General features: G+C 56.2%; 15 protein-coding genes. 5 read left to right on the forward strand and 10 right to left on the reverse strand.

What is annotated here, in order from left to right; genetic code table 11:
• Window positions 1–17: 17 nt before the first annotated feature.
• Entirely contained in the window at window positions 18–1,370 is a 1,353-nt protein-coding gene (locus ABD796_RS18940; protein ID WP_344910480.1) for an ABC transporter substrate-binding protein, read from the reverse strand.
• Between the two features lie 94 nt (window positions 1,371–1,464).
• On the opposite strand from ABD796_RS18940, the gene ABD796_RS18945 reads away from it, so the two are divergent.
• A complete protein-coding gene (locus tag ABD796_RS18945; RefSeq protein ID WP_344910482.1) occupies window positions 1,465–2,250 on the forward strand; it encodes a helix-turn-helix transcriptional regulator in 786 nt (261 codons plus the stop codon).
• 344 nt (window positions 2,251–2,594) lie between these two features.
• Here the strand turns inward: ABD796_RS18945 and ABD796_RS18950 are convergent, their stop codons facing one another.
• The 5 genes from ABD796_RS18950 to ABD796_RS18970 all read right to left on the reverse strand — a co-directional run bounded on the left by ABD796_RS18950 (window position 2,595) and on the right by ABD796_RS18970 (window position 6,862).
• Entirely contained in the window at window positions 2,595–2,795 is a 201-nt protein-coding gene (locus ABD796_RS18950) for a hypothetical protein (RefSeq protein WP_344910484.1), read from the reverse strand.
• 122 nt (window positions 2,796–2,917) lie between these two features.
• The gene (locus ABD796_RS18955) at window positions 2,918–4,966 is read right to left on the reverse strand and encodes a hypothetical protein (RefSeq protein WP_344910486.1); all 2,049 of its coding nucleotides are present in this window, start codon (window positions 4,964–4,966) and stop codon (window positions 2,918–2,920) included.
• 30 nt (window positions 4,967–4,996) lie between these two features.
• Window positions 4,997–5,281, reverse strand: a complete 285-nt coding sequence (locus ABD796_RS18960) for a hypothetical protein (RefSeq protein ID WP_344910489.1) — start codon at window positions 5,279–5,281, stop codon at window positions 4,997–4,999.
• An 8-nt stretch (window positions 5,282–5,289) separates the two neighbouring features.
• Window positions 5,290–5,514, reverse strand: a complete 225-nt coding sequence (locus ABD796_RS18965; protein ID WP_344910491.1) for a hypothetical protein — start codon at window positions 5,512–5,514, stop codon at window positions 5,290–5,292.
• A 31-nt stretch (window positions 5,515–5,545) separates the two neighbouring features.
• Window positions 5,546–6,862 (reverse strand): ABC transporter substrate-binding protein, encoded by a 1,317-nt coding sequence (locus ABD796_RS18970; RefSeq protein WP_344910493.1) that lies wholly within the window; start codon window positions 6,860–6,862, stop codon window positions 5,546–5,548.
• A 263-nt stretch (window positions 6,863–7,125) separates the two neighbouring features.
• On the opposite strand from ABD796_RS18970, the gene ABD796_RS18975 reads away from it, so the two are divergent.
• The 4 genes from ABD796_RS18975 to ABD796_RS18990 all read left to right on the forward strand — a co-directional run bounded on the left by ABD796_RS18975 (window position 7,126) and on the right by ABD796_RS18990 (window position 11,559).
• The gene (locus tag ABD796_RS18975; protein ID WP_344910495.1) at window positions 7,126–7,980 is read left to right on the forward strand and encodes a helix-turn-helix domain-containing protein; all 855 of its coding nucleotides are present in this window, start codon (window positions 7,126–7,128) and stop codon (window positions 7,978–7,980) included.
• Between the two features lie 117 nt (window positions 7,981–8,097).
• Window positions 8,098–9,444, forward strand: coding sequence for a spore germination protein (locus tag ABD796_RS18980; RefSeq protein WP_344910497.1), 1,347 nt, complete (start codon window positions 8,098–8,100; stop codon window positions 9,442–9,444).
• Window positions 9,437–10,501: a GerAB/ArcD/ProY family transporter gene (locus ABD796_RS18985; protein WP_344910499.1), complete on the forward strand. Its 1,065-nt coding sequence runs from the start codon at window positions 9,437–9,439 to the stop codon at window positions 10,499–10,501. The genes ABD796_RS18980 and ABD796_RS18985 overlap by 8 nt, the downstream gene beginning before the upstream one ends.
• Complete coding sequence (locus ABD796_RS18990) at window positions 10,498–11,559, forward strand: Ger(x)C family spore germination protein (RefSeq protein WP_344910501.1); 1,062 nt, start codon at window positions 10,498–10,500, stop codon at window positions 11,557–11,559. Before ABD796_RS18985 ends, ABD796_RS18990 begins: the two co-directional genes overlap by 4 nt.
• A gap of 75 nt (window positions 11,560–11,634) precedes the next feature.
• Here the strand turns inward: ABD796_RS18990 and ABD796_RS18995 are convergent, their stop codons facing one another.
• The 4 genes from ABD796_RS18995 to ABD796_RS19010 all read right to left on the reverse strand — a co-directional run bounded on the left by ABD796_RS18995 (window position 11,635) and on the right by ABD796_RS19010 (window position 21,114).
• The gene (locus ABD796_RS18995; RefSeq protein WP_344910503.1) at window positions 11,635–17,325 is read right to left on the reverse strand and encodes an Ig-like domain-containing protein; all 5,691 of its coding nucleotides are present in this window, start codon (window positions 17,323–17,325) and stop codon (window positions 11,635–11,637) included.
• A gap of 261 nt (window positions 17,326–17,586) precedes the next feature.
• Window positions 17,587–19,218, reverse strand: coding sequence for an extracellular solute-binding protein (locus ABD796_RS19000; protein WP_344910505.1), 1,632 nt, complete (start codon window positions 19,216–19,218; stop codon window positions 17,587–17,589).
• A 54-nt stretch (window positions 19,219–19,272) separates the two neighbouring features.
• Complete coding sequence (locus tag ABD796_RS19005; RefSeq protein WP_344910507.1) at window positions 19,273–20,145, reverse strand: carbohydrate ABC transporter permease; 873 nt, start codon at window positions 20,143–20,145, stop codon at window positions 19,273–19,275.
• A gap of 30 nt (window positions 20,146–20,175) precedes the next feature.
• Window positions 20,176–21,114 carry an ABC transporter permease gene (locus ABD796_RS19010; protein WP_344910509.1) on the reverse strand — a complete coding sequence of 313 codons (939 nt, stop codon included), beginning with the start codon at window positions 21,112–21,114 and terminating at the stop codon, window positions 20,176–20,178.
• Window positions 21,115–21,227: the final 113 nt, after the last annotated feature.

The following is a 21,227-nucleotide window of genomic DNA, read 5'->3' on the forward strand; positions in this document are numbered from 1 at the left end:
TTCTCTTGCCGCTACAGTTATTGGTTCCGTTCCTCCAGCAGCTTGTTGGTTCTCTCGTCCGCATCCCGCAACGCGGAGTTTACGTCCATTTCTCCACTGAACACCTTCATCATGTTACCCTCAAACGGCGATCGTACTTGTCGTTCATAGGGCGAAAATTTGGGTGCGCCGACGATGCGCCCCTTGAATATGCCTGCCAGGTTTTTCTCCTTCATGTTCAGACTATCCAATTGCGAACCGAACTGCTGCTTCATGGCTGGATTGGCAAGCGTCGACAACTGCGCGTACTTCGCTGACGCCAGCAGTTGCGCTTCGTCGGAGGTGACGGCATTGATAACTTGCATCGCTTGCTCCTTGTGCTTGCTTGTTTTTGCGACAATCATCACCCAAGCGTCCACCATGCCGCTTATGCCCGGCTGGTTCGTATAGCTCGGATATTGGGCTACGTCCCAATAAGTAAATCCTTTTCGGGCTTCCGGTTCGATGGAGGTGAACACATTGGTTGTAGCCAGCATCGCGATCGTCTTCTTGCCCCAGAAATCAACTCGGTTCGTTTTGCCGTCCCAATTGCCCGGAACGGCCGCTATCCGCTGAAGCAGTTCGGCAACCTGCTTCCACTGGGCGTTCATGAGTTGGGATTTTCCCGTCTTGGCATCGACGATCGTGAGGGCGAGCGGGTAGGCGGGCCGAAGTGCCCATTCCGGATGAAGCCCGCTATACTGCACCCCGTTCTCGTTTCGGGCCAGACGTTTGGACAACTCGATGACCTGATCCCATGTCATTCCGTCTGACGGGTAACCGACAGCGAATTTGTCGAAAATGTCTTTATTGTAGTAAAGCGCATTGAAATTTTGCGAGAACGGAATGCCGACCAGCCACCCGGCGTCGGAGGCGACTCGCACCGAATCCAATACCGCCTTGTCGAAGCGGTTCAGGTCGGCGCCCGTCTGCTTGACCAGTGGGGTAATATCGGTCATCAGATCATAGGTGAACAATTCGCCCATCGAGCCGTTGGCGTGCAAGATAATGTCCGGGATGTTGCCGCTGGAAATCCAATCGTCGATTGATTTGACTGGATTGTTGCCACCCATCGGAATGTACTCGATCGAAATATGCGGATACTTGCGCCTGACCGGTTCTACGACCGTTTCCTGAAACATGACCTCATTATTCAGGGCGGCACTAACCGTCGCGCCGATCTTGATCGTGACCGGCTCATTCGAGATCGGGGCCGGCATGCCCTCGCCTTCTCGATTCGAAGTGCCGCTGCCTCCTTTGTTCAAAGCGACTCCGCTGCAACCCGCGAGCAGTCCTCCAATAGCGGCGGACAACAGTCCGGACTTCCATAGCTTTCTCGATCCAACCTTCATTGAGTTGACCTCCTCATTTGGCTTGAATCATTGACAACCTCGACGGCCTCCGTTACATTAATTGCAAAGTGAAAGAACGCGGGAGGTGCTGCTATTGTCTGCTTCCTTCTTCGAAAACTATATGTTGCCTGAACCTTACCATCTCGTCCATATGCTTTCGCGGGATAAAGGTTACCAACTGGCTGAGCATCACCACCCGATGTTTCAGATCATTTGGGTGACCAAAGGCGTCCTCCACGTTGAGCATGACGGGATAGAACATCGGTTGCGGAGAGGACAGATTTGCATCATTCCGCCCGGTCATCCGCATGCACTCTTGTCTGAAAGCGGTTACCAGCAAATCGGCATTGACCTGAGTGAAATGCCCGACCAGCGAGGAATCATCTCCCTGATGAAGAAGCAGGTCGAGCAGTTCGTCGTAGTCGATCTGTCCGATATGCTATCCACCATTTCCGAGCTGCAGGAGCATAGCAGCCAGCTTACGCTGCTTGCCAGGCTGCAGACGGCCGGGATTCTCGACTCTGTACTGCTCAACTGCCTGCGAATGCTCGACAGCCAAACAAGCCTTCGTTCACAAATGCTGGTACTGATGAATATGCACTTGTCCGAAGCCTTGAGCATAGATGAACTGGCGAACAGATTATCCGTCAGCCCGTCGACAGTGAAAAGAATCGCTAACCGGGAGTTCGGTTGCAGTGTCATGGGATTGTACAACCAATTGAAAATCAACAAAGCTCGTTTCCTGCTCCTTCATTCGGATATGAGCATCAAACAAATCGCCGAGGCACTCGGTTTCTTCGATCATTCGCATTTCTTCCGTTTTTTCAAGCAGAAGATGAATGTAACGCCAGCGCAATTCAAAAAAGCGAATATTTTGTAGAAACAAAGTGATCCAGGCTGAACATGCGCGCGCAAAGCAGCCTGCATTCCCTTCATCGGGCCGATATTGGTTATTATAGTGTAGGTAGGAAAGCGCATCCATAGATGTACTGCGCAATATGTGTGTATATTAAGGTCAGCGCGAAGCGTCGTCTCTTTCAAGTTCAATGTGCCCCCCACCCCAGCCGGCCTTTGTTTTCCTCCCTTCTTCGGAAAGTAGGTACACAAAAAGGCTGGACGGAAAATCTTACATTTTCTCGCCCAACCTTTTTATTTCGGGGACTTAGTGGACACCCCCTTGAAAATGCTTTCCCTTGCTCCGCGGCGTCAAGCATCGCGTTCCCTTCACAGCCCGCCAGACTGCATACTATCGAACAGTCGGTCCGTCTCCAGCTTCCCGAGCCTGAACGATTTGGACCGTTCCCCGAACCAGGAAAACGTATCGAAGAACGTGTTGAGGATAAGGAGGGACAAAAAGCAAAGCCATATTTTATAAAACAGGGCATTATTGCGCCAAGACCGGCCAGCCGGCACCTTCCACCGCATCGGAGCACCTCCTGCTATACGTGTCTTGCAACGATAAAAGAAAGAAGACCCTGTAATCGCAGGGCCTTCCTCGTAGATGATGCGAAGCCGATCGGAGCGCGGCTCCCGCACCCGAGAGCGCTTCACGCGGGCCGGAACCGGTTGTTGAACTGCTTGCGGCCCCATTCGACGGCAATCTTAATATTTCCGGTACCGGCCGGCGTCGCTGCCTTGAAGGCGATCGTGATATTGCTCGCATCGGCCGTAACGGACGAGATGCCGACCGCATTGGCGTCCGCCGACAGCGCCGTCGCCGTGTACCATTCCGGGACAACGCCCAGTTGGTGGGCGACCTGATAATTCGTGCTGCCCCCGTTTACCGTAGCGATTGCCCTCTGTCCCGTAAACACCAGCTCGTCTCCGATATACGATGCCTGAGAGGGCGAAGACAGCGAATCCCACACTTTCGTCAATGCGGCATTCGTCTCCGGGGAATCGACCTTGTCCCAGTATTCGAACGTCCCTTGCGGGTATAAATCGTACGTGTATTCGAATATGCAGTAGTTCGTATACCGCGGACGGCGAAAATACAGCCAGTGCTGCCCTTGCGCGTCGGCGCAGAGCACGAATTTGGCATATACGTCCGACGTGCCGTTAAACCCGTCGCCGTCCACCGTAAAGACAGGCTTGATGCCTCCCGCTTCCTTGCCGCGCGTGCCGAAGGCGAATTCCGCGGATGCCGACCGATACGAGGCTTTGCCGTAATCGGTGACCATCCGGACCCGCCCGCTGAACAGCGACCGGTCGCCTCCGATGCGGCACACCCGGAACCACTGCGCGCTGCTTTGTACGCCCGGCTTCGGCTCGCCGATGTCCCTCAGCTTTAAATAGCGCAGGTCGCGCCACGTATTCGTCCAATTTTCCGCTCCGCTCAGGTGCGAAGTACGGATCGGTCCGTCGAAGTTGGAAAACCCCGACGTTTCCGGATACTGGACATGGACGAACGTGCCCGTATACATCTGTCCTTCCGGCGGCGTCTCGCAGCGGAAGTTGCCCCATGAATCGGAAATCGTGCCGTTTTTGCCGAAAGCGATGCCGCGCGAATTGCCGGAGTTCCAGATGTTCACTTCCAGTATCGCGTTGTATACTTCATGCTTTGCCTCATTGTACGCATCGTCGCCCACCAATATGCCGATCTGTCCGTCGCGGACATTGAGCGACACGTTGCGGAACGTCGTATAGCCGTACGAGGGCATATTCGCCGTTCCCGGCTGCCGCTTGAAGACGATTTGACGTTTGCAATTGCTGATGGAGACGTTCTCCAGCGTCGTGCCCTCGACCCAGAAGTTGCGGTTGTGCAGCACCAGGCCGTCCCCGGCCGTGAAGCCGTACATGCTGACGTTGCGCAGCTTGAATCCGTACGTGTCGGATATTTCCACGCCGCTAGCATTCGCATTGCCTCCTCCATTAATGGACAAGTCCGCGATCGCGTGACTCGTACCGACCGCACCGCTCCAGACCGTCGCATTTCTCCAGTAACGGAACAAGTAGCCATTGCCGTTCCACTGCAAGTTCGTCACCCCGACCCCTTCCCCGCAAACGGTTACATTTGGAGGCAGGTCCAAATTGCCGCCCGATGCCGTGAAGGAATGCACGCCGGCCGGAAGCAGGACGGTCCCGCCGGAAACGGCAGCCGCCTCCAGCACCGACCGGAGGGCCGCGGTCGGATCGGATGGCCATAGAGCTGAATCGGTCACCCGCCAGACCGGCCGGGCTCCTCCAACCAGCGAAACCCCGCTAATCTGCTCCAGCGCGCCGGCCAAGCCGACCTGGTACACCGGGACCCATGCTGTATTGCCGATCCCCCCGTCTGCGGCGGGGTTATCCGCCGCGGTCGTATGCGGGCGCTGACCCGCCCAGCGATAGCCGGTCTTGATGCCGTCGGCGGCGGTATGCTCCAGGATGTCCCATTCCTGCGCGATAAGCACCTGCGGCCGGAATGCGCCGCGAGCCCGCAGCGGGAGGCCGCTCCCGCCCGGATTGCCGTACACGGATTGCTCCACCGAAAGCTCTCTTCCATTAACGGCTCCCGCCACAGTTCCGTACAGGACGGCGGCCGCTCCGGCGGCCCCCATCGTCGCTAACAGCTTTCTGCGGGTTAATGTCTCGCCTGGCTCCTTGCGCTCGGTCATCTGTCATTCCTCCTCGCAAACGGATCGTTTTTATTTGGACTTCAACTCGGCGATGTGCAGTGCGAAGACAAGGACGTTATAAGGCAAATACAGCAGCTCGCCCTTCGGGGAAACCGATCGGATGCTGTCCGCCAGCTTGGCGTCGTATTGGTTCAGATCGAAGCCGTATTTCTTGGCCAGCGCCGTCATATCCAGCGGCACGTCGTATTCGGCGAGCGTGCCTCCCATGTTCGTGAGCCCTTCCCAGATGATGTCCGGCGTGTCGTTGGCGGCGATCAGGTTCTGGATCTCGCTGCCCTTCTTGTTCTCGACCATCTGCAGCGTTACATGCGGAAATTTCTTTTGACGAACCGGTTGACATATTGCTCGAAATCGTCGGCGGTCATCGCCGTCTGGGTGTAAAATTTCAGCGTGACCGGCTCCTCCTGCTTCGCCGGTTCGGGCTGTCCGGCCGCTTCCGGCGAAGCCGCCTCCTTGCCGCCGCAGCCGGACGTCGCCAGCGCAAGCGCAAGCAGGGCGCCGCCTATCGACCATTTAATTTTGGACATCATCAGGACTCCCAGGTTCAGATGACTGCGCTTACTTCGATTTCAATTCGGCGATTTTTTTGTTAAACTCTTCTTCCGCTTGCTTGAGCAGCGTGTTGACGTCGGCTTTGCCGTTCACGTAGTCCACAAGCTTCGCGTTGATAATGCCCGAGCCTGCTCCGTTATAAGGAGAAGACACGGTCGGATCGGGGTATTTTTGCGAGAGCACGGCCTTGATGTTTTTGCCCTTGGCGGCCGGATTGTTCTCGAACGCATGCTCCAGCACCTTGGCGTCCTTAAGCGCAGTAATCCGCCCGTTGCGCGTCGCCTCCGACTGCACTTCCGGGTCGCTGCTCAAGTATGCGATAACCTGGAAAGCTTGATCGGCATGCTTGCTTCCTTTCGGCAGGACGAAGCCGTCGGAGAATACCCCTACGCCTACGTTGGGCTTGTCTTTAAAGGTCGGGTATGTGGCGAAATCCCAACGGAGCCCTTCCTTCTCCAGCCCTGCCATATCCGAGTTTTGCAGCTGCAAAATGTCCGGAAGCATGGCGACCGTACGCTTCTTCAGAAACTCGTCGCGGGCGTCGAAAAACGATTTGACGACCGGCGGATTGGGGAAATCGTTCGTCGCTTTGAACGTCTCGAACAGCTTTTTCCAGCCGTCTGTGGCGAGTGCGGCCTTCTGTCCGCCGGCATCCACGTACGACAGACTCAGCTGGCTTTGCATCCGATTGACGCCGAGCGGCGGCCGCAGGCCGATATATTGCTGCTCGCCCTCCTGGCGGGTCAGCTTCTTCCCCAGCTCGTTTACGTCCTCCCACGTCATATTGTCTTTCGGGTAAGCGACGCCGAATTTATCGAAAATGTCTTTGTTGTAATGGAGCCCGAAGACGAGTACGTTGTACGGCAAATACAAGATTTCCCCTTTCGAGGAATACGACTTGATATTGTCCACCAGCTTGGCGTCGTACTGGTTCAGATCGAAGCCGTACTTTTTGGCTAACGCGGTCATATCCATCGGCACGTCGTATTCCGCGAGCGCCGCCCCCATGTTCGTAAGCCCTTCCCATATAATGTCCGGCACGTCGTTGGCGGCGATCAGATCCTGAATCTCGCTGCCTTTCTTGTTCTCCACCACCTGGAGCGTTACATGCGGAAATTTTTTCTTGACGAACTGGTTGATGTATTTCTCAAAATCGTCAATCGGCGTCTTCGTATAAAATTTCAGCGTGACCGGTTCCTGCTTTGCCGGTGCCGCCGCTTTGGACGGCTCCACAGGCGCCGCCTCTTTCCCCGCGCATCCCGTCGTCCCCAAAGCTACCGTCAGCAGTACGCCGCCAAGCGCTCTTATTTGTTTTGCTGGCATCGTTATTCCCCCATCTGTATGATCTGAAAACGGATACAAATTCACAAGCAATCGGCTGCGGCTGTATGAACCGCGAAAGTAACCGCTTAATCAAAGCTTCTGTTCAGGACGGATTCACCTCGCTTTTCATCTCGTTTCAAGTTCCCTTATAAAGAACGTAGTTCTTGTATTATGGCGTGATTCTCCATTTGGTGTATGGGCAAAATCCGCAAGGAACTTTATACTTATCCTATCATGAGGTTTTCTAGGAAGGAATGTACGCTATGCCCACTTTCATGGACTATAGTATCGGCACGAAGCCGATCCGGGTTGTCGACCTTAAAGTAGACAAAAGCAAACTGAACGTCAAATCGCTGACGATTTTGGATGTAGGGCATATGCCGGGCAGAACGATTTACCGGGAGAAGGCGCGGTTCGGCAGCAAGTGGGCCGTCTGCTATATTACGGCCGGATCAGGGACGTACCGCGTGAACGACGGCGACAAGCTGCCGGTTACCCCGGACAGTCTGTTTCTCGTGTATCCGAACGCCTCATTCTGCTTCGGTCCCGATCCGGGAGGCTATTGGGACGAATATTTCTTCACCATCCAAGGTCCGCGGATTCAGGAATGGCTCGATACTTGGTTCATCCAGCCGGGAGCCGTCCGGCAAGTAACGGGCAGCGAAGCCCAAATGAGCAAAATCGCGCGTATTTTCACGCTGATGGAAAGCGGTCTTCCGAGTCAGGTGGACCGGGCCGCGCTGCTGCTGGAATCGCTGCTGTTCGAATTCATGATGGCCGAGCCGGCGTCCGGAAACGCCCGCAAGGAAGCAGGCATTCATCTATTGAACGATATCGCCGAATCGCTTTATCTCTCCTTCGACGCTCAGGAGCTGTGCGACCGACACCACATTTCTTTGTCCACGCTGAAGCGCAACGTCAGCAAGCTGACCGGCTATCCGCTGAACGAATACGTACATCGGCTGAAGATCGCCGAAGCGAAAAACATCTTGCTGAACACCGAGCTTACGTTAAAGGAAATCGCTTCGTCGCTCGGGTATAACGACGTCTTTTATTTCTCGCGCATATTCAAAAAATACGTCGGGATCGCTCCCAATCTATATCGCAAATCGGTCTGACCCCATCCGCACGAAAGCGCAAATCCGCCTTCCCCGCCTTCCCCCGGAATGTGAAAATGACCGGGCCTCTGTATAAAAAAATGGAAATCAACTCAATCTATTCCATGGGGTGATCAGATGACTCGCATGGACAATCGGGATTGGGAAGAAGCTTTGCTGCTCGCCTTCAAGCATAACTCCGATTTTATCGCAAGAACGGTAAATCTGTTTAACGATAACGTCAAGGTGTACTATATCCAAACGTTGGTCGAGCTGCCTCCGCTGCTTGCGACGCTGCACCAGATGGCGGCCGGTCCGGAAGAGGACGGTACTGCCCTTGGTCGGGTACTGCTTCCTTTCGAGCATGACGCGAACCAGCCCGCCGAGCTGCTTGTCGACGCCATGCTTCAAGGGAAACTGGTCGTATGCCGCGAATGTTCCGGCAAGCCTGTCATTCTCGATCCCGGCCAGCTTCAGAACAGCCGCTCCGTCACGTCGCCGCAAAACGAAAATCCGCTTCAGTCTTCGTTCGGCGCCTTTACCGAGGATCTGAACAAAAACATCGGGCTGCTGCGCAAGCATTTAAAGATGAAAGATTTGACGGTCGAAACCGATTATTTGGGCACAAATTCGCTGAGAAGACTCGCTTTGCTATACGTTGAAGGGAAGGCCAACCGCAAAGTCGTCCGGCAGATCAAGGAGCGGCTGCACCGCAACAAAGGCAACGACGTATACAGCTTGACGGATTTGCTCGGCGTACTGGAGCAGCCCAAGTACGTCCTCGTTCCTACTTATTTGTCCACGGAAACCCCGGAGAATGCGGTGCAAAATCTACTGGACGGCAAAGTAGTTCTTTTCCTCGACCAGCATCCGTTCGCGCTCATCTTCCCGGCGCTCGTGAAAGATTTGTGGTCCATCAAATCGGACAGCAACTACCCTCGCCTGTATGCGTTGTTCTTTTGCTATATCCGGCTTGCCGGAATTTTATTCGCGATTGTCATGCCCGGCTTGTACGTGGTTCTAAATTCCGTCAATCCCGAACTGCTGCGGATTCAATTGGCGATTTCGGTATCGAAAAGCCGTGAAGGCGTCCCATATCCGTCGCTGGTCGAGGTTCTGATCATGCTTCTCCTGCTGGAAATGGTCATCGAAGCGACCATCCGGCTGCCGAAGAGCGTCGGCCCGACGATCACGATGATCGGCGGCATTATTCTGGGGCAGGCGATCGTGCAGGCGAAGCTGGTCAGCAACCTGCTCATCATCATATTGGCCGCGTCAACGATCGCCAACTATACGATGACCGGGTACCTCAATACGATCGGCATTCGTATTTATCGGTACGTTGTGCTGATCGTCAGCGCTGTCTTCGGCATATATGGCCTTGAGGCCGCCATCATCGGGCTTTGCATTTATTTTGCCGACCTGAGAACGTTCTCCGTCCCTTATCTAAGACTCAGCGCGAAAGGAATGCCAGAAGATGAGTAGACGGCTGGTTTTCGTGTTATTCGTGCAAATCCACCTAGCCGCGATGTCCTCCAATTTCGCAGTAAAAATTTTGGAGGCCACGTCCAGAGGGCACTGGGAAGCGATTGCCGTCGGCTGCTTGCTGGAAGCGGGGCTGGTCGCCATCTATTTGCGCGGCTTGTCGGCCTTTCCCGGCAAGACGATCGCCGACATCCTAGGCGAAACGTTCGGAGTCTGGGGAACGCGGCTGATACTTGCTCCCCTCATTCTGTTTCTGTTTATTCATATCTTGCTGCTGTTCCGGTACCAGATTACGCAGATCAATATCGTACTGCTTCCCCAAACTCCGTTATGGGCGCCGGCTCTTCTTTATTTGGCGATTTCCCTGTATGCGGCCGTCAAAGGGATCAAGGTAATCGCCCGGTTGAGCGTGGCGCTGCTGTTCGTTTTTGTTCCGTTCGTCCTGTTTTCGTTGTTTATCAGCTACGCCAACTTCGATTATCGGAACATGTTTCCGATTTGGGACCCTCAGCTTCATTTTGTAAAAAGCCCCTCCTTCTATGTCAGTCTGTTGTCCTCCTCCGGCTTTTTGTTTCTCGGCTTGCTTCCGCCCGGTAAGCCGTTGCAATGGCGGGTTGTATGGCCGGCTATGCTCATTTTGGCGGCGTTTTATTTGTCGTTCGTCTACACCCCGCTATTGATTTTTGGTCAGGAGACGGCACTGCTTTTACAGTTCCCCACCGTGATGGCCTCGGATACGGTCGACCTGGAATGGATCGTTTTCGACTGGCTGCCCGCTTTTTTTGTTGTCGCCTCCAGCGCACTCGGCACCCTGGAAGTATCCCTATTGCTGTGGATGACAATTGCGTTGACGAAGAAGCTGTTCATTCCTGCTAAGGAGAAGTGGATTGCCCTCGCCGTAGGCATAGCCGCCTATGTGCTTTTTTTTCAAATTCCAAATCTGCAGGTGCTGAACCGGTACTACTCCTGGAGCACGTATTTATTGCTGTACAGCATCCTGGTCATCCCGCTCGCAACCTATGCATCGGGAATACGGAAAAGGAGGGCGTCCGTATGAATCCCGCCTCTTGGAAACGCCTTCTGCTTGCTCTTTGGTGCATCCCTCTCTTGACCTTGAGCGGCTGTTGGGATGTGAAAGATATTAATAAGCGTTACCTGCCTGTGGTCATGGGCGTTGACGAGGGAGAGAAAGAAGCGTACCGGGTTATTTTACAGATTCCGACCGTCAGGGGCGGGACGCAAATATTGGAGGACGAGGCGAAGTCGATCAGCAAGGCGATTGATCAGATCCGGACAAAGGCGGAGAAAAGCATCGATCTTCTGCACCTGCGGTTATTCCTGATTAGCGAACGGCTCGCCAAAAAAGGGATCGGAGATGTCGTCGATTTCGCGATCCGGGCCGACGATATTTCCATTAAAGGCATGGTCGGCATCGTACAGGGAAAATTCGAGAAGACGCTGTATCATCAAGTGAAGCCGACGCCGGAAGTATCGTCGTACGATTATTTTAGCGAGGAATCGGGCTGGACGCCAAGCGTAACGATTGACCGTCTGTGGGAGGCTTACCGGAGCATTCATTCTTATACCGAAGACATGCCCGCTCCTTTAATCGAGGCGGGAACGGACACGCTGTTCATCTTCAAAGGCTCGGCGATCATGCAAGGCGATAAGATGATCGGTATGGTCTCTCCGGACGAAACGATGATTCTCAATGTATTCCAGGAGAAATATACGGGGGGCACGATTGAAGTCGCCCAGGATACGAGCGTTCTGATTAAAAAGGCGAAGGTGAGGCATGAAAAAAGCTGGACGGCTGCCGGTCCCCGGTTGAAAAGCAGCATTGCGCTCGATATCGTCGTGACCGAGAGCAAGGAAGACGAAAGCAACGAGGAAATAGCCCGTAAAATCAAGCAACTGATCGAGATGCGAGCCGCGGAAATTGTGCTCAAACTGCACAAATTAAAATCGGACACGCTAAGCACCGGGCAAATTTTCCGGCCGATGCTGACAGAGGATCAGCTCAAGAACTGGAAAACGGAATGGTATCCGAAGCTGAAGCACGAAATCAGCTGCCAAGTGCGCATCCGGGACAGCATTTACTTTAAAGAAACGTGACCGCTGCGGCAGTCTTTGGCGGATGTCAATAAGCCCCCGTCCCCGCTTCTTCGCGGAGACGGGGGCTTACGCTCATTACTCGCTCACTACCACGTTATCGAAGTCCGCCGAGGACGATGTTCTCAGGCCGATTTTGCCCCCCGCTAGCGAACCGTCCGTCGTCTGGATCAGCCGAACCCCGTTCACGAACCCGGACAGCGATGTCCCTGCGAAGGTCAGCTGCAGCATGTAACAGCGATCGGGCTGCGGTGCGAGCAGCACGGACTGGAGCAGCGCTATGGAGCCGGCCGCTTTTTTATACAGCTTCAGTCGGCCCTCAGGCTCGCTAAGCTGCAAATAATAGAAGTTGTTGCCGTCCTTGTACCGGCCGATCAGATCGATCCGACTGCCGGAGGCGATGCCGGTCGGAATGACGTCCGCCCGGACGGAATAATCGCTCCATCCGGTATTGCCGGCAACGGTCGAACCACCATCGGGAGACGATTGGCGGTATACGCGGCCATAGACGTCCGAGGTGACTGTCCACGTCCCTCCTGTAGGCGTCCAGCGGTCGGCATTGCCGCTTTCGAAGCCGTCGGCCCACAGCGGCGGCGTCCCTGGACGGATCGTGTACCGTTTCGTCCCTTCGCTTTGACTGACCGCGACCTGGAACGTAATCGTGCCGTTCGTTACGACCGAAGGAACGACGGCTCCTTCCACCGTCACTTCCGCCTGCTCCGCCGAAAAGCCCGCCGGAGGCGTAATCGTTACCAGACCGCCGCTCTTGCCAGCAATGCGGCCCGTAATCGCCGACGGGTCGGCGGCGCTCGCGCTGATACCGAACTCTCCGCCCGACCGTTCCAGCGTAAAGCCGGACAGTCCGACCTTCGTTCCGTCGAACAAGGCGATGCCCTGAGGCCCGGCATATCCGGTCCGACCCTGGAAGACGGCCGATCCGGCAATCACGTCCAGCGCCGCCCCATCGCTTCCGGCGGCATACACGTACTCGCTGCCGTTCACGATCGCGCCATATGCGGCTGACGTGACGGTAACCGGTTGAGGCGCGACAATATGCAGCTGGTCCCCCGCCCCTCCTTTGACGGCATGAATATCCGGATTTTCGCCCGTATACCGATAGCCGGAGTTGTTCCAATAAAACGACCCGGAAGCATTGCCCGCCATGTCGTCATAAATGGCGATATAATCGTCGCGCAGCATCATGACCCCGCGGGCCAAATAAGGCGCGCCTCTTCCCTCAGCCCGGAAATATTGGGCGAAATCGAAGTCGTACAAAACGCCGTCAAGCGCATGCTCGCCGAGCGACTCGGACTTGCCGTCCGGGACGAAAGCCGGCAGCAGCTTGACGTTCAGCCCGTCTCCGCTCGCCTCCGAATCGTTCCAGCTTTGCCGCTTGCCCTTGGCCGCATACAACACCGTGCCGTTGGCCGCCGCATGCCAGCGGTAGCCGGGGCCGACAAGTTGCTGCACGTTGACGTACGCTTCGTGCGGGCCGCCGAAGTCGTAGCGCATGATCGCTCCGTAGTCCTGGAACAGCATGGAGCCCAATTCGGGCTTCACGCCCTGCGTTCCTTTGGTGATACTCCAGAGCAAATTGTCGCCGAGCCGCACGTTTGCCGGATTGGCGCTTTGCTGAAGAGCCTTCGCCAGATCCGGGAACAGATTGTCGAATTCCCCTCCCGGCAAATCCTTATCCGTCGCGTGAGCGCCCTGCGGCGGCAGCTGGCGGATGCCGCCCTCCGTCGGCACGAGCATGGCGATGTTCCAGTACATCCAGTCGCGGAACTTCGGATTGTCGAATAGATCCGTACCGTCGTACTGCTTCATCCCCTCATAGGCCGACATCGCCGGGCGAAGTGAGGCCAGGCTGTACGTGGACGAATTCTCGTACCAGCGTCCCCCGCTCGCATGGGTGGACGGATTGGAAGGCCTTGTGAAGTAGCTCACCCACTCTTGGTAAAACGCCATAAACTCCCGCTTCCAATCAGCCGCATCCGGATGCTCGGGGAACATGCCCGCCGTAATGGCGACAGCCTGCTTGCCATCGATGATGAAGTTGGCGTGACCGGCCAGCATCGACTTGTGCGGGAAGTTGATATCCCCGGCGGACAAGTAAGCATTAAAGGCCACTAGCGCTCTCGCCTGCTGCCGCTGGGCCGGCGTCCAGCTCCATCGGCTGTTCGCATACTGAAGCAAGGCATTGCGGTCGTTGCGCTGCGAATACGAGCCGTCCAAATACCGTTCGACGTAAAGATCGAATTTGTATTTGCGGTTATAGTCGTTCCAGTCCTTGAACGTGACGGTTTCGTTGGCTGACATCGTCGTCTCGTTTCCGGGCAGATCGATCCGGATATTCGGCTGCTCCTCCCAATCGAGCACGCGGTCCTTCATTTTGTTCAAGCTGAATTCGGTCAGCTTCTGGAACAGCCGCACCTCGGGGCCGGCTCCCCATAAGCTGCTGTACGTATAGCCGTTGAAGGAGGAATTGGCCAGCCAAGACTGGCCCTTGTAAGCAGCCGTCGAGCCTTTTACGACCACGTCCGCCCGGTCGATCAAGCCAAGCGCCCAGTGCCGCTCGCTGCCTTCCAGCTTCGTGATCATGTACTTGTCTCCGCCATAGCTGTAGAAGTTCAGGTTGTGCTCCCCGGCAGAGTTGTAATAGTAACGCCGTGCGGTTTTCCAGTCTTCGTTGCGGTACAGGCTGAACATCAAGGCATTTGCGCCGTCGTCTTTCCAAAACACGGTCGAGCGCATTACGCCGTAGTTGTTCACCCAATAAAGACCAAGCTCGTAAGGCAGCTTGCCGGTCGCAGTCAGCTTGTCGTTAAACTTGCCGGAATAAGCCGGCGTGTACCCGCCGTTGCTGACGACAAGACGTCCATCCGGATCGAGCCCGTTCATCATTGAAAATTTGAAATAGACTTTGTCGTTGCTCGTGAACCCTTCGATCGTCTCGTCAACCGTGACGTGCTGCTCGTTGTGCTGCACGGTCAGCGCCACCTTGTAGCTCTTGCCGCCGGTAAACAAATAGCTGACCTCGTACTTCAACGACAGCGCTCCCCGCTCTACAACGCGTCCGGTAACCGACAGCACCTGAATGGCCGTAGTCGCGGTCAGCGCGCCAGCCCCGGTCCAGTTCGCCCCGTCGCGCGCGATCGCGACGATCGGCGCTTTCGCCTGGCCGATATCGGCGCCTGCGCCGTACGAGACAGTGCCGTACGGCACTTTGATCTGCTGGCCGTTCGCCGCCAGCGTAGCCGTCCCGTCGTGATTGTCCGTCAAGGCGATTCGTTGTGTCGAGGCGGACGCGTCGTAGGCCGGATCGTAGTCCAGCATGAAGCCGCGGATGCCTTTTTTCGCCAGAGCCGTACGGAAGCGAAGCGTCGCTCCGGACAAATACCCTTGGGCATTCTCGGGTGCGTCGGCAAGCTCATATTCGACGGGCGTACCGTCATCGGCGGTCAGCTTCAAGCCGTTCTTCTTCACCGTATTCGCCGGGAAGACGAGCGGATAGCTCAGAAGCTCCTCGGGAAAATCGTACAAATCCATGTAATCCCGCAGCACGAACACGCGGCTCCAAATGCCGGCCCCTGCCGCCGGGACCGTGACAGTCGCGGAAGCCGCCAGCCCGCCGTCCTCGGCCCTCGCCGTGACGACAGCCTGACCGCTGCTTTTTGCCACAACGACTCCCGTCTGATCGATCTCGGCTACGGAGGCGTCGCTCGTGCTCCAGCGGATACGGTCCTTGTGCGTGGCATTCGCCGGCAGCACGCTTGGGATTAGCGTCTCCGCCTTGCCAGGCGCCAGTGTCATCGCCGACTTGTTCAGCGCGAAGCTGGCTATCGCCGTCTTCGTGACAGTCACCGTGGCCGCAACCGTCAATCCGCCGTCGCGAGTCCTGACGGTGACGACCGCTTGGCCGGCGCGAACGCCGCGGACGATGCCCTTCTCGTCGACCTTCGCCACGCTCGGATCGCTGGAGCTCCATTCTACGGTTTTGTCGGTCGTATCCGCAGGCAGCACCGTGGCGGACAGCCGTTCCGTTTTCCATTCGGCGAGCGACAGCGCGGGTTTGTTCAGCGTGACGCCAGTCGGATGGCGGACGACCACCTGCACCTCGGTCTGCGCGGTATGGGCTCCGTCCCGCGTCGTCAATGTAATGACGGTGCTCCCTTCGCGGACGCCGCTCACCTTGCCGTATTCGTCGATCGAGACGATTCCCGGATTCGAGTTGGACCAGGAGACGGTCAAATCTTTGGCGTTCTGGGGCGCTATCGTATAATTGAGCATGCTCGAGGAGCCGACAGCCAGCTCGATCCGGCTCGCGCTCGCCGCAATGCCGCTGACTGGAATCGGCGGCAGATCGTTGTAAATCGCCTGAATCTCAGCCTCCGTAAGCGCTTTATTGTACAGCTTGATTTCATCGATCGTCCCTTTGTGGAAGAAAGCCTCTTCTCCGCGTCCGATTAGCACATTGCTGGTCGGCACCGGCAGCGGTCCGTTAAACGTCGCCTTGCCCGCTAGCTTGCCGTCCGTATACAGGGAAATCGTTTTTGAGCTTAGCTCCCACGTCGCGGCCAGATGCATCCATTTCCCCCAACGCGTCGTCTGGGCGAAATAGCTGCTGATCGCCTCATGGGTCGTTTCGTTTTTAAAGGTGTACATCAACCGGGTTCCGCCTGACTCGAAGCCTAGCTCGAAGCCGTTGCCGGTTATACGGAACCCGTCGGTCCAGGATATAAATCGGTGTCGTCCTGTGACGGTCTGCTCATCGGGCCGAATCCACATTGCCACGGAAAGCGCATCGGTGAGCTGATAATCGGAGGCCGGGCCGGCGTTGACGTACGCGTTGGTACCGTTGAATTCCAGCCCGCTGCCGACCCGTCCGTTCGGCGTTAGCTGGGCGTTCGTGACGGTCGCTGTATGGCCATTTCCGGACATATCCGCCACCTTGCCGTCGGTTACCTGCTCGAAGTTCCAATGAGCGACCAGGCCGCGGATAGGCGAGTTCGGGCCGGACACATACGGCACTTCGTACACGGCCAGATTTTTCACGGCAAACGCTTCAGGCGTCCCTTCGGGCTCGACCCGCACTGCAAAACATAGACGCAGACTCGTAATGTGCTTCGCCCCGCCGTTCGGAATGATGGCGAATTTCAGGGCGGGAACGTCAGCGTCGTTAATCGTTCCGAACGTCGTGTTATTGCCCGGCTGCTGGCCGAAATACGCATTCGCGCGGAAAATGCTCGGCTGCCCGGTCGGGTATCGAGGAACCGTTACCCCGTTGTCATGCCCGACGAATTCGATGACCGCCTGTATGCCCGACGGCACCGGAGCGCTGCTGGCCGCTGTGCGTAGCGTCTGGAATTCGTAGACGAACACCGCCGGATCGCTGCCGACCGGCAAATCGTAGACGGCGTTGATCCGCTTGACGAGACGGCTCTGCGCGCCGATCGGGGCACAGAACGAGCTGCCGCTGTTGGCGGCGCCGCCCGGACCGAACGCGGATGTATCGCGGAACTCGACCGCATAGCCGCTGCCCGGCGTATACACCATCTGCGTCACTCCGCCGGTTGCGTTGGAGTTCGCGACGAACGGGTTGACGCCGTTCGTGAATGCGCTGTCAAAATCGCCGGCCAATACATTCCCGCTCGGGTCGTAAGCTTGTGCGACCTCGATGGGAATAAACGGAACGAGACCCGCCCATTGGGCGAACAGCAGCGCGGCTACGAGCAGCGATGCCGCCCAACGTCTGTACGTGCGCATCATCAGAATCACTCCTTTCGATATGTAAACGCCACGTGCCGCGTACGCCGTTTCACCCGACAACGGATGCGCCCGCCGGATCGGTTCCGGCGGGCGTCAAGGCATCCTTGCGTATCGGGTTTGGACGTATGCAGGTCGTGCGAGCGTTTCATGGTCGGACCGCGGGCATTCGCGGCGGCTGCGGGCGTTTCCCGCTTGAGTCGCGGGTGTCCGCACGACTACGCGTATCCCGCAGCTCTTACGGCCGGCTCGCTTCTCCTCCGGTCACTTTTTTTGCGCGGCCAAAAACTCTTCCAGCTGTTTCTTGATTTCGTCGCGGATTTTGTCCAGTCCCATCTTCTTCATCTTCTCGATCGCTTCTTTATAATCCGCCTCGTAGTTTTCGGTCAAGCCGAGCGAGGCGACGGTGCGCACTTTTTTGAACTCCGGTCCGACTTTCGCCAGCTCGCTCTTGATCGGCTCGGCATTCAGCGTAAAGCCGGCCGTCGTCGATTTGACGTACGACTTCTCCTCCGACAAATATTTCTCGCGCTTCTGCAGCTCTTCCGGCCAATCGGCGGGCGTGCGCTTGTAATTCGGGTTCCAGGTCAGCACATAGCCGGGGAAGCTGTAGTTTTTGCCGGGATCGACCCCGTCCGGCAGCTTGAATTTATCCGGGCCGACCGCGACCCAATGCTTGCCTTCGATGCCGTATTCGAACAAATCGTGGTTTTTGGCGTCGGCATACAGCCAGTCGAAGAACGCCATGACTCTGTCGGCGTTTTTGGACGTCGTCGGAATGCTAGAGAAATTCCACGCCTTGAAATCGGTTTTCACCGCGCCTGGCTTCTGCTCCCGCGTGCCCGGCACCAGATCGACGAGTTCGGCTTCCGCACCGGGCACCGCCTTCTTCAGCTCGCGGAAGACGGAGTTGAAGCCGGCCGTATCGGCGCCGACGGCGGCGAATTTCCCTGCCTTGAAGAATCCGGCGGAGTCTTTTTGGCTGATGATGTCTTTTTCCAAATAGCCCTTCGTGTACCAGCGCCGCGCCGTATTTTCCTGCAGGTAGAACATTTCCTTCGTATTAAGCGGCGCAGGCAGACCCGAGATATCTTCTCCGGCGAACACAACGTCGACCTTGCCGTTCTTGATGTTAAAGTGCGGGATCAGATCCCCCGCCATAATGGCGTTCAGATCGGTCGGCTTCACGTCGGCCTGCAGCCAGTTGCCGAGCGAGCTGAGCGAGCCGTTGACGCCGAACGGAATGATGCCTTTTTCGTTTTTCAGCACGGCGTCGAAATACGTTTCCAGCTCAGCCAAGCTTTTGATTTCCGGCAGCCCGTATTTGACTCGCAAGTCTTTACGGATGACGACGCCCGTCAAGCTGCCGTAGGTTTGCGTGAACGGCACGCCGTAGATGTGCTCTTCCTTGTTGCTGTCGACGAATTTGTTGTTGTTGATGTACGCATCGGGGAACGCTTTCTTGAGGCCCGGATACTTGTCGTTATTGAAGTAGGAATCCAACTTGAGAAAAGTGCCTTTGGCAATCATTTGAGGCATCGTGTTCCATTGAGCGTCGAACACCGCATCCACCTGCTCGCCGGATGCCAGCTTGAGCCCGATCTTTTCCTTCAGCTGATCCCATGGCACCCAGTTGAAGTTCAGCTTGACGTTCAGCGTATCTTTCGTCCGGTTGTAAAATTCGTCGAGAACGGCCTGCTGGTCGTTCGGCGGATCGCCGGGAAAATAAAACTGCAAGGTGACCAGATCCGGCACCTTCTTGCCGTCCGACTTGACGCCTGTCTGTGCCCCGTCCCCCGTCTTCGGTCCGTTGTCCGCGGATTTGCTGCAGCCGGCGATCATGACCGCCGACAAGGCGACCGCCACGGCGGTCTTCCCCCATTTCATCGTTTTCATGCTTAGCACCCTCCTGATCTCGTCTGTTTATATGATCCGCCTAAATAGCGGGGATCAGCCTTTTACCGCGCCTACCATAAGTCCTTGCACGAAATATTTCTGAATAAACGGATACAGCAGCACGATCGGACCGATCGTCACGATGACCGTAGCCATCCGAATCGTATAAGAAGGCACGACGATCGTGCCGATCGAATACAGCTGGTTGGTGAACGTCATGCTGCTAATAATCCGCACGATGATCGACTGCAGCGGGTATTTGCCCGGATCGTCGATGAACAGAATCGCCTTGAACCATTCGTTCCAGTATTCCAGCGCGTAGAACAGCCCGATCGTGGCGAGCGCCGGCAGCGACAGCGGAAGTACGACGCGGAACAAAATATAGATGTCGTTCGCACCGTCCATCTTCGCCGATTCGGCAAGCGACTCCGGAATCGTCATGAAAAAGTTGCGCAGCAGGAACATAAACCACGGATTGACGAGCGATGGTAGGATCATGACCCAAATACTGTTGCCTAAATGCAAATATTTGGTAATCAGAATATACCACGGCACGAGTCCCCCGTTAAACAGCATCGTGAACCACATGAAGAACATGATCGAATTGCGGTACTTCAGCGTCTTTACCGAAACGGCGTAAGAGACGGCGCACGTAACGAGCAGACTGAGCGCCGTACCGACGACCGTGATGAATAGCGTGACGGAATATGCCCGGTAAATGGTCGGACTGGCGAATATCGCCTTGTAGGCGTCAAAAGACAGCTTGGACGGAATAATCTGGTAGCCGGCCTGGAGAAGCGTCATTTCATCGGTCAGCGAGCTGCCGATGACGAGCAGGAACGGCATCGCGCACAGCGCCGCGAACAGGCCGCACAGCACATAGAACGAGGCGCCCAGGAAGCGGTCGGACAGCAGTTTCGTTTGCATGATGGTATCTAGCTCCTTCGAAGGGATGGGTCAGAACAGCGCGGCGTCCTTGTTCGCCTTGCGGACGATCGCGTTGGTCGCGAGCACGAGCACGAAGCCGACAACCGCCTGGTACAAGCCGATCGCCGACGACATCGACATATCGCTGTACTTGCGCAGCGCCCGGAATACGAACGTATCGATGACATCCGTCGTCGGGTAGAGCAGCGAGTTGTCCCCGATAATCGCATAGATCATCCCGAAATCCCCGTAGAAAATATGTCCCACCGCCAGCAGCAGCAGCAAAATCGTCGTGTTGGCCAGCATCGGCAGCGTAATGTAGCGAATCTGCTGTAACCGGGAGGCCCCGTCCATTTTCGCCGCTTCGTAAATTTCGCGGTCGATCGAGGCGATCGTCGCCAAATAAATAATGACACCGTAGCCGGTCCCTTTCCATATTTTCAGCAGCGTCAGCGTCCCCGGCCAGATGTCCGGATTCTGGTAGAACGGAATCGCGTCAAGGCCTGTCGACACCAGCACCCGGTTAATAAAGCCGCTGTCCGTCGAGAACAGCGATACCGCGAACATGGCCACGATCGGCCACGAGATGAAGTACGGCAGCAGCATGATCGACTGCGTCACCTTCTTGTACGGCCGCCAGAGGATCTCCGATAGCATGACGGCGAATACGACTTGCGCCAACAGCCCGAAGCCGATGAACAGCGCGTTCAAATATAAGGTGTTGACCGTGACCATCAACCAGTCGTTGCTGGTGAAGAAGAAATCGAAATTGCGAAGCCCGACGAACTCGCTCCCGAAAATGCCTTTGAGCGGATTGTAGTCCTGAAACGCAATCACGATGCCGAACATAGGCAAATACGAAAATACGAAAAAAAAGACGATGGCCGGCAGCGCCAGCAAGTACAAATATTTGTTGCGAACCAGTTCCTTGATGAACGACTGGCCGATGTAGGAACGGGCCGGTTCCATGGTGCATTTCGCCCCTCTCTGTCGATAGTGTGGTGTTCGGGTCGTCTCGGTATTAGCGTAAACGGCCGACAGCCCCGGACAAAAGGACGAAAGTTGGCAAAACGCCGATTTGG

This window comes from Paenibacillus hodogayensis (assembly GCF_039536325.1).
GTDB classification, from domain to species: Bacteria; Bacillota; Bacilli; order Paenibacillales; family NBRC-103111; genus Paenibacillus_AB; species Paenibacillus_AB hodogayensis.

Coding starts and splice junctions, on each gene's coding strand:
- ABD796_RS19010 (WP_344910509.1), bottom strand. CDS start 21,114: ATGGAACCGGCCCGTTCCTACATCGGCCAGTCGTTCATCAAGGAACTG.
- ABD796_RS18950 (WP_344910484.1), bottom strand. CDS start 2,795: ATGCGGTGGAAGGTGCCGGCTGGCCGGTCTTGGCGCAATAATGCCCTG.
- ABD796_RS18990 (WP_344910501.1), top strand. CDS start 10,498: ATGAATCCCGCCTCTTGGAAACGCCTTCTGCTTGCTCTTTGGTGCATC.
- ABD796_RS18940 (WP_344910480.1), bottom strand. CDS start 1,370: ATGAAGGTTGGATCGAGAAAGCTATGGAAGTCCGGACTGTTGTCCGCC.
- ABD796_RS18965 (WP_344910491.1), bottom strand. CDS start 5,514: ATGTCCAAAATTAAATGGTCGATAGGCGGCGCCCTGCTTGCGCTTGCG.
- ABD796_RS18980 (WP_344910497.1), top strand. CDS start 8,098: ATGACTCGCATGGACAATCGGGATTGGGAAGAAGCTTTGCTGCTCGCC.
- ABD796_RS18975 (WP_344910495.1), top strand. CDS start 7,126: ATGCCCACTTTCATGGACTATAGTATCGGCACGAAGCCGATCCGGGTT.
- ABD796_RS19005 (WP_344910507.1), bottom strand. CDS start 20,145: ATGCAAACGAAACTGCTGTCCGACCGCTTCCTGGGCGCCTCGTTCTAT.
- ABD796_RS18960 (WP_344910489.1), bottom strand. CDS start 5,281: ATGGTCGAGAACAAGAAGGGCAGCGAGATCCAGAACCTGATCGCCGCC.
- ABD796_RS18995 (WP_344910503.1), bottom strand. CDS start 17,325: ATGATGCGCACGTACAGACGTTGGGCGGCATCGCTGCTCGTAGCCGCG.
- ABD796_RS18955 (WP_344910486.1), bottom strand. CDS start 4,966: ATGACCGAGCGCAAGGAGCCAGGCGAGACATTAACCCGCAGAAAGCTG.
- ABD796_RS18970 (WP_344910493.1), bottom strand. CDS start 6,862: ATGCCAGCAAAACAAATAAGAGCGCTTGGCGGCGTACTGCTGACGGTA.
- ABD796_RS19000 (WP_344910505.1), bottom strand. CDS start 19,218: ATGAAAACGATGAAATGGGGGAAGACCGCCGTGGCGGTCGCCTTGTCG.
- ABD796_RS18985 (WP_344910499.1), top strand. CDS start 9,437: ATGAGTAGACGGCTGGTTTTCGTGTTATTCGTGCAAATCCACCTAGCC.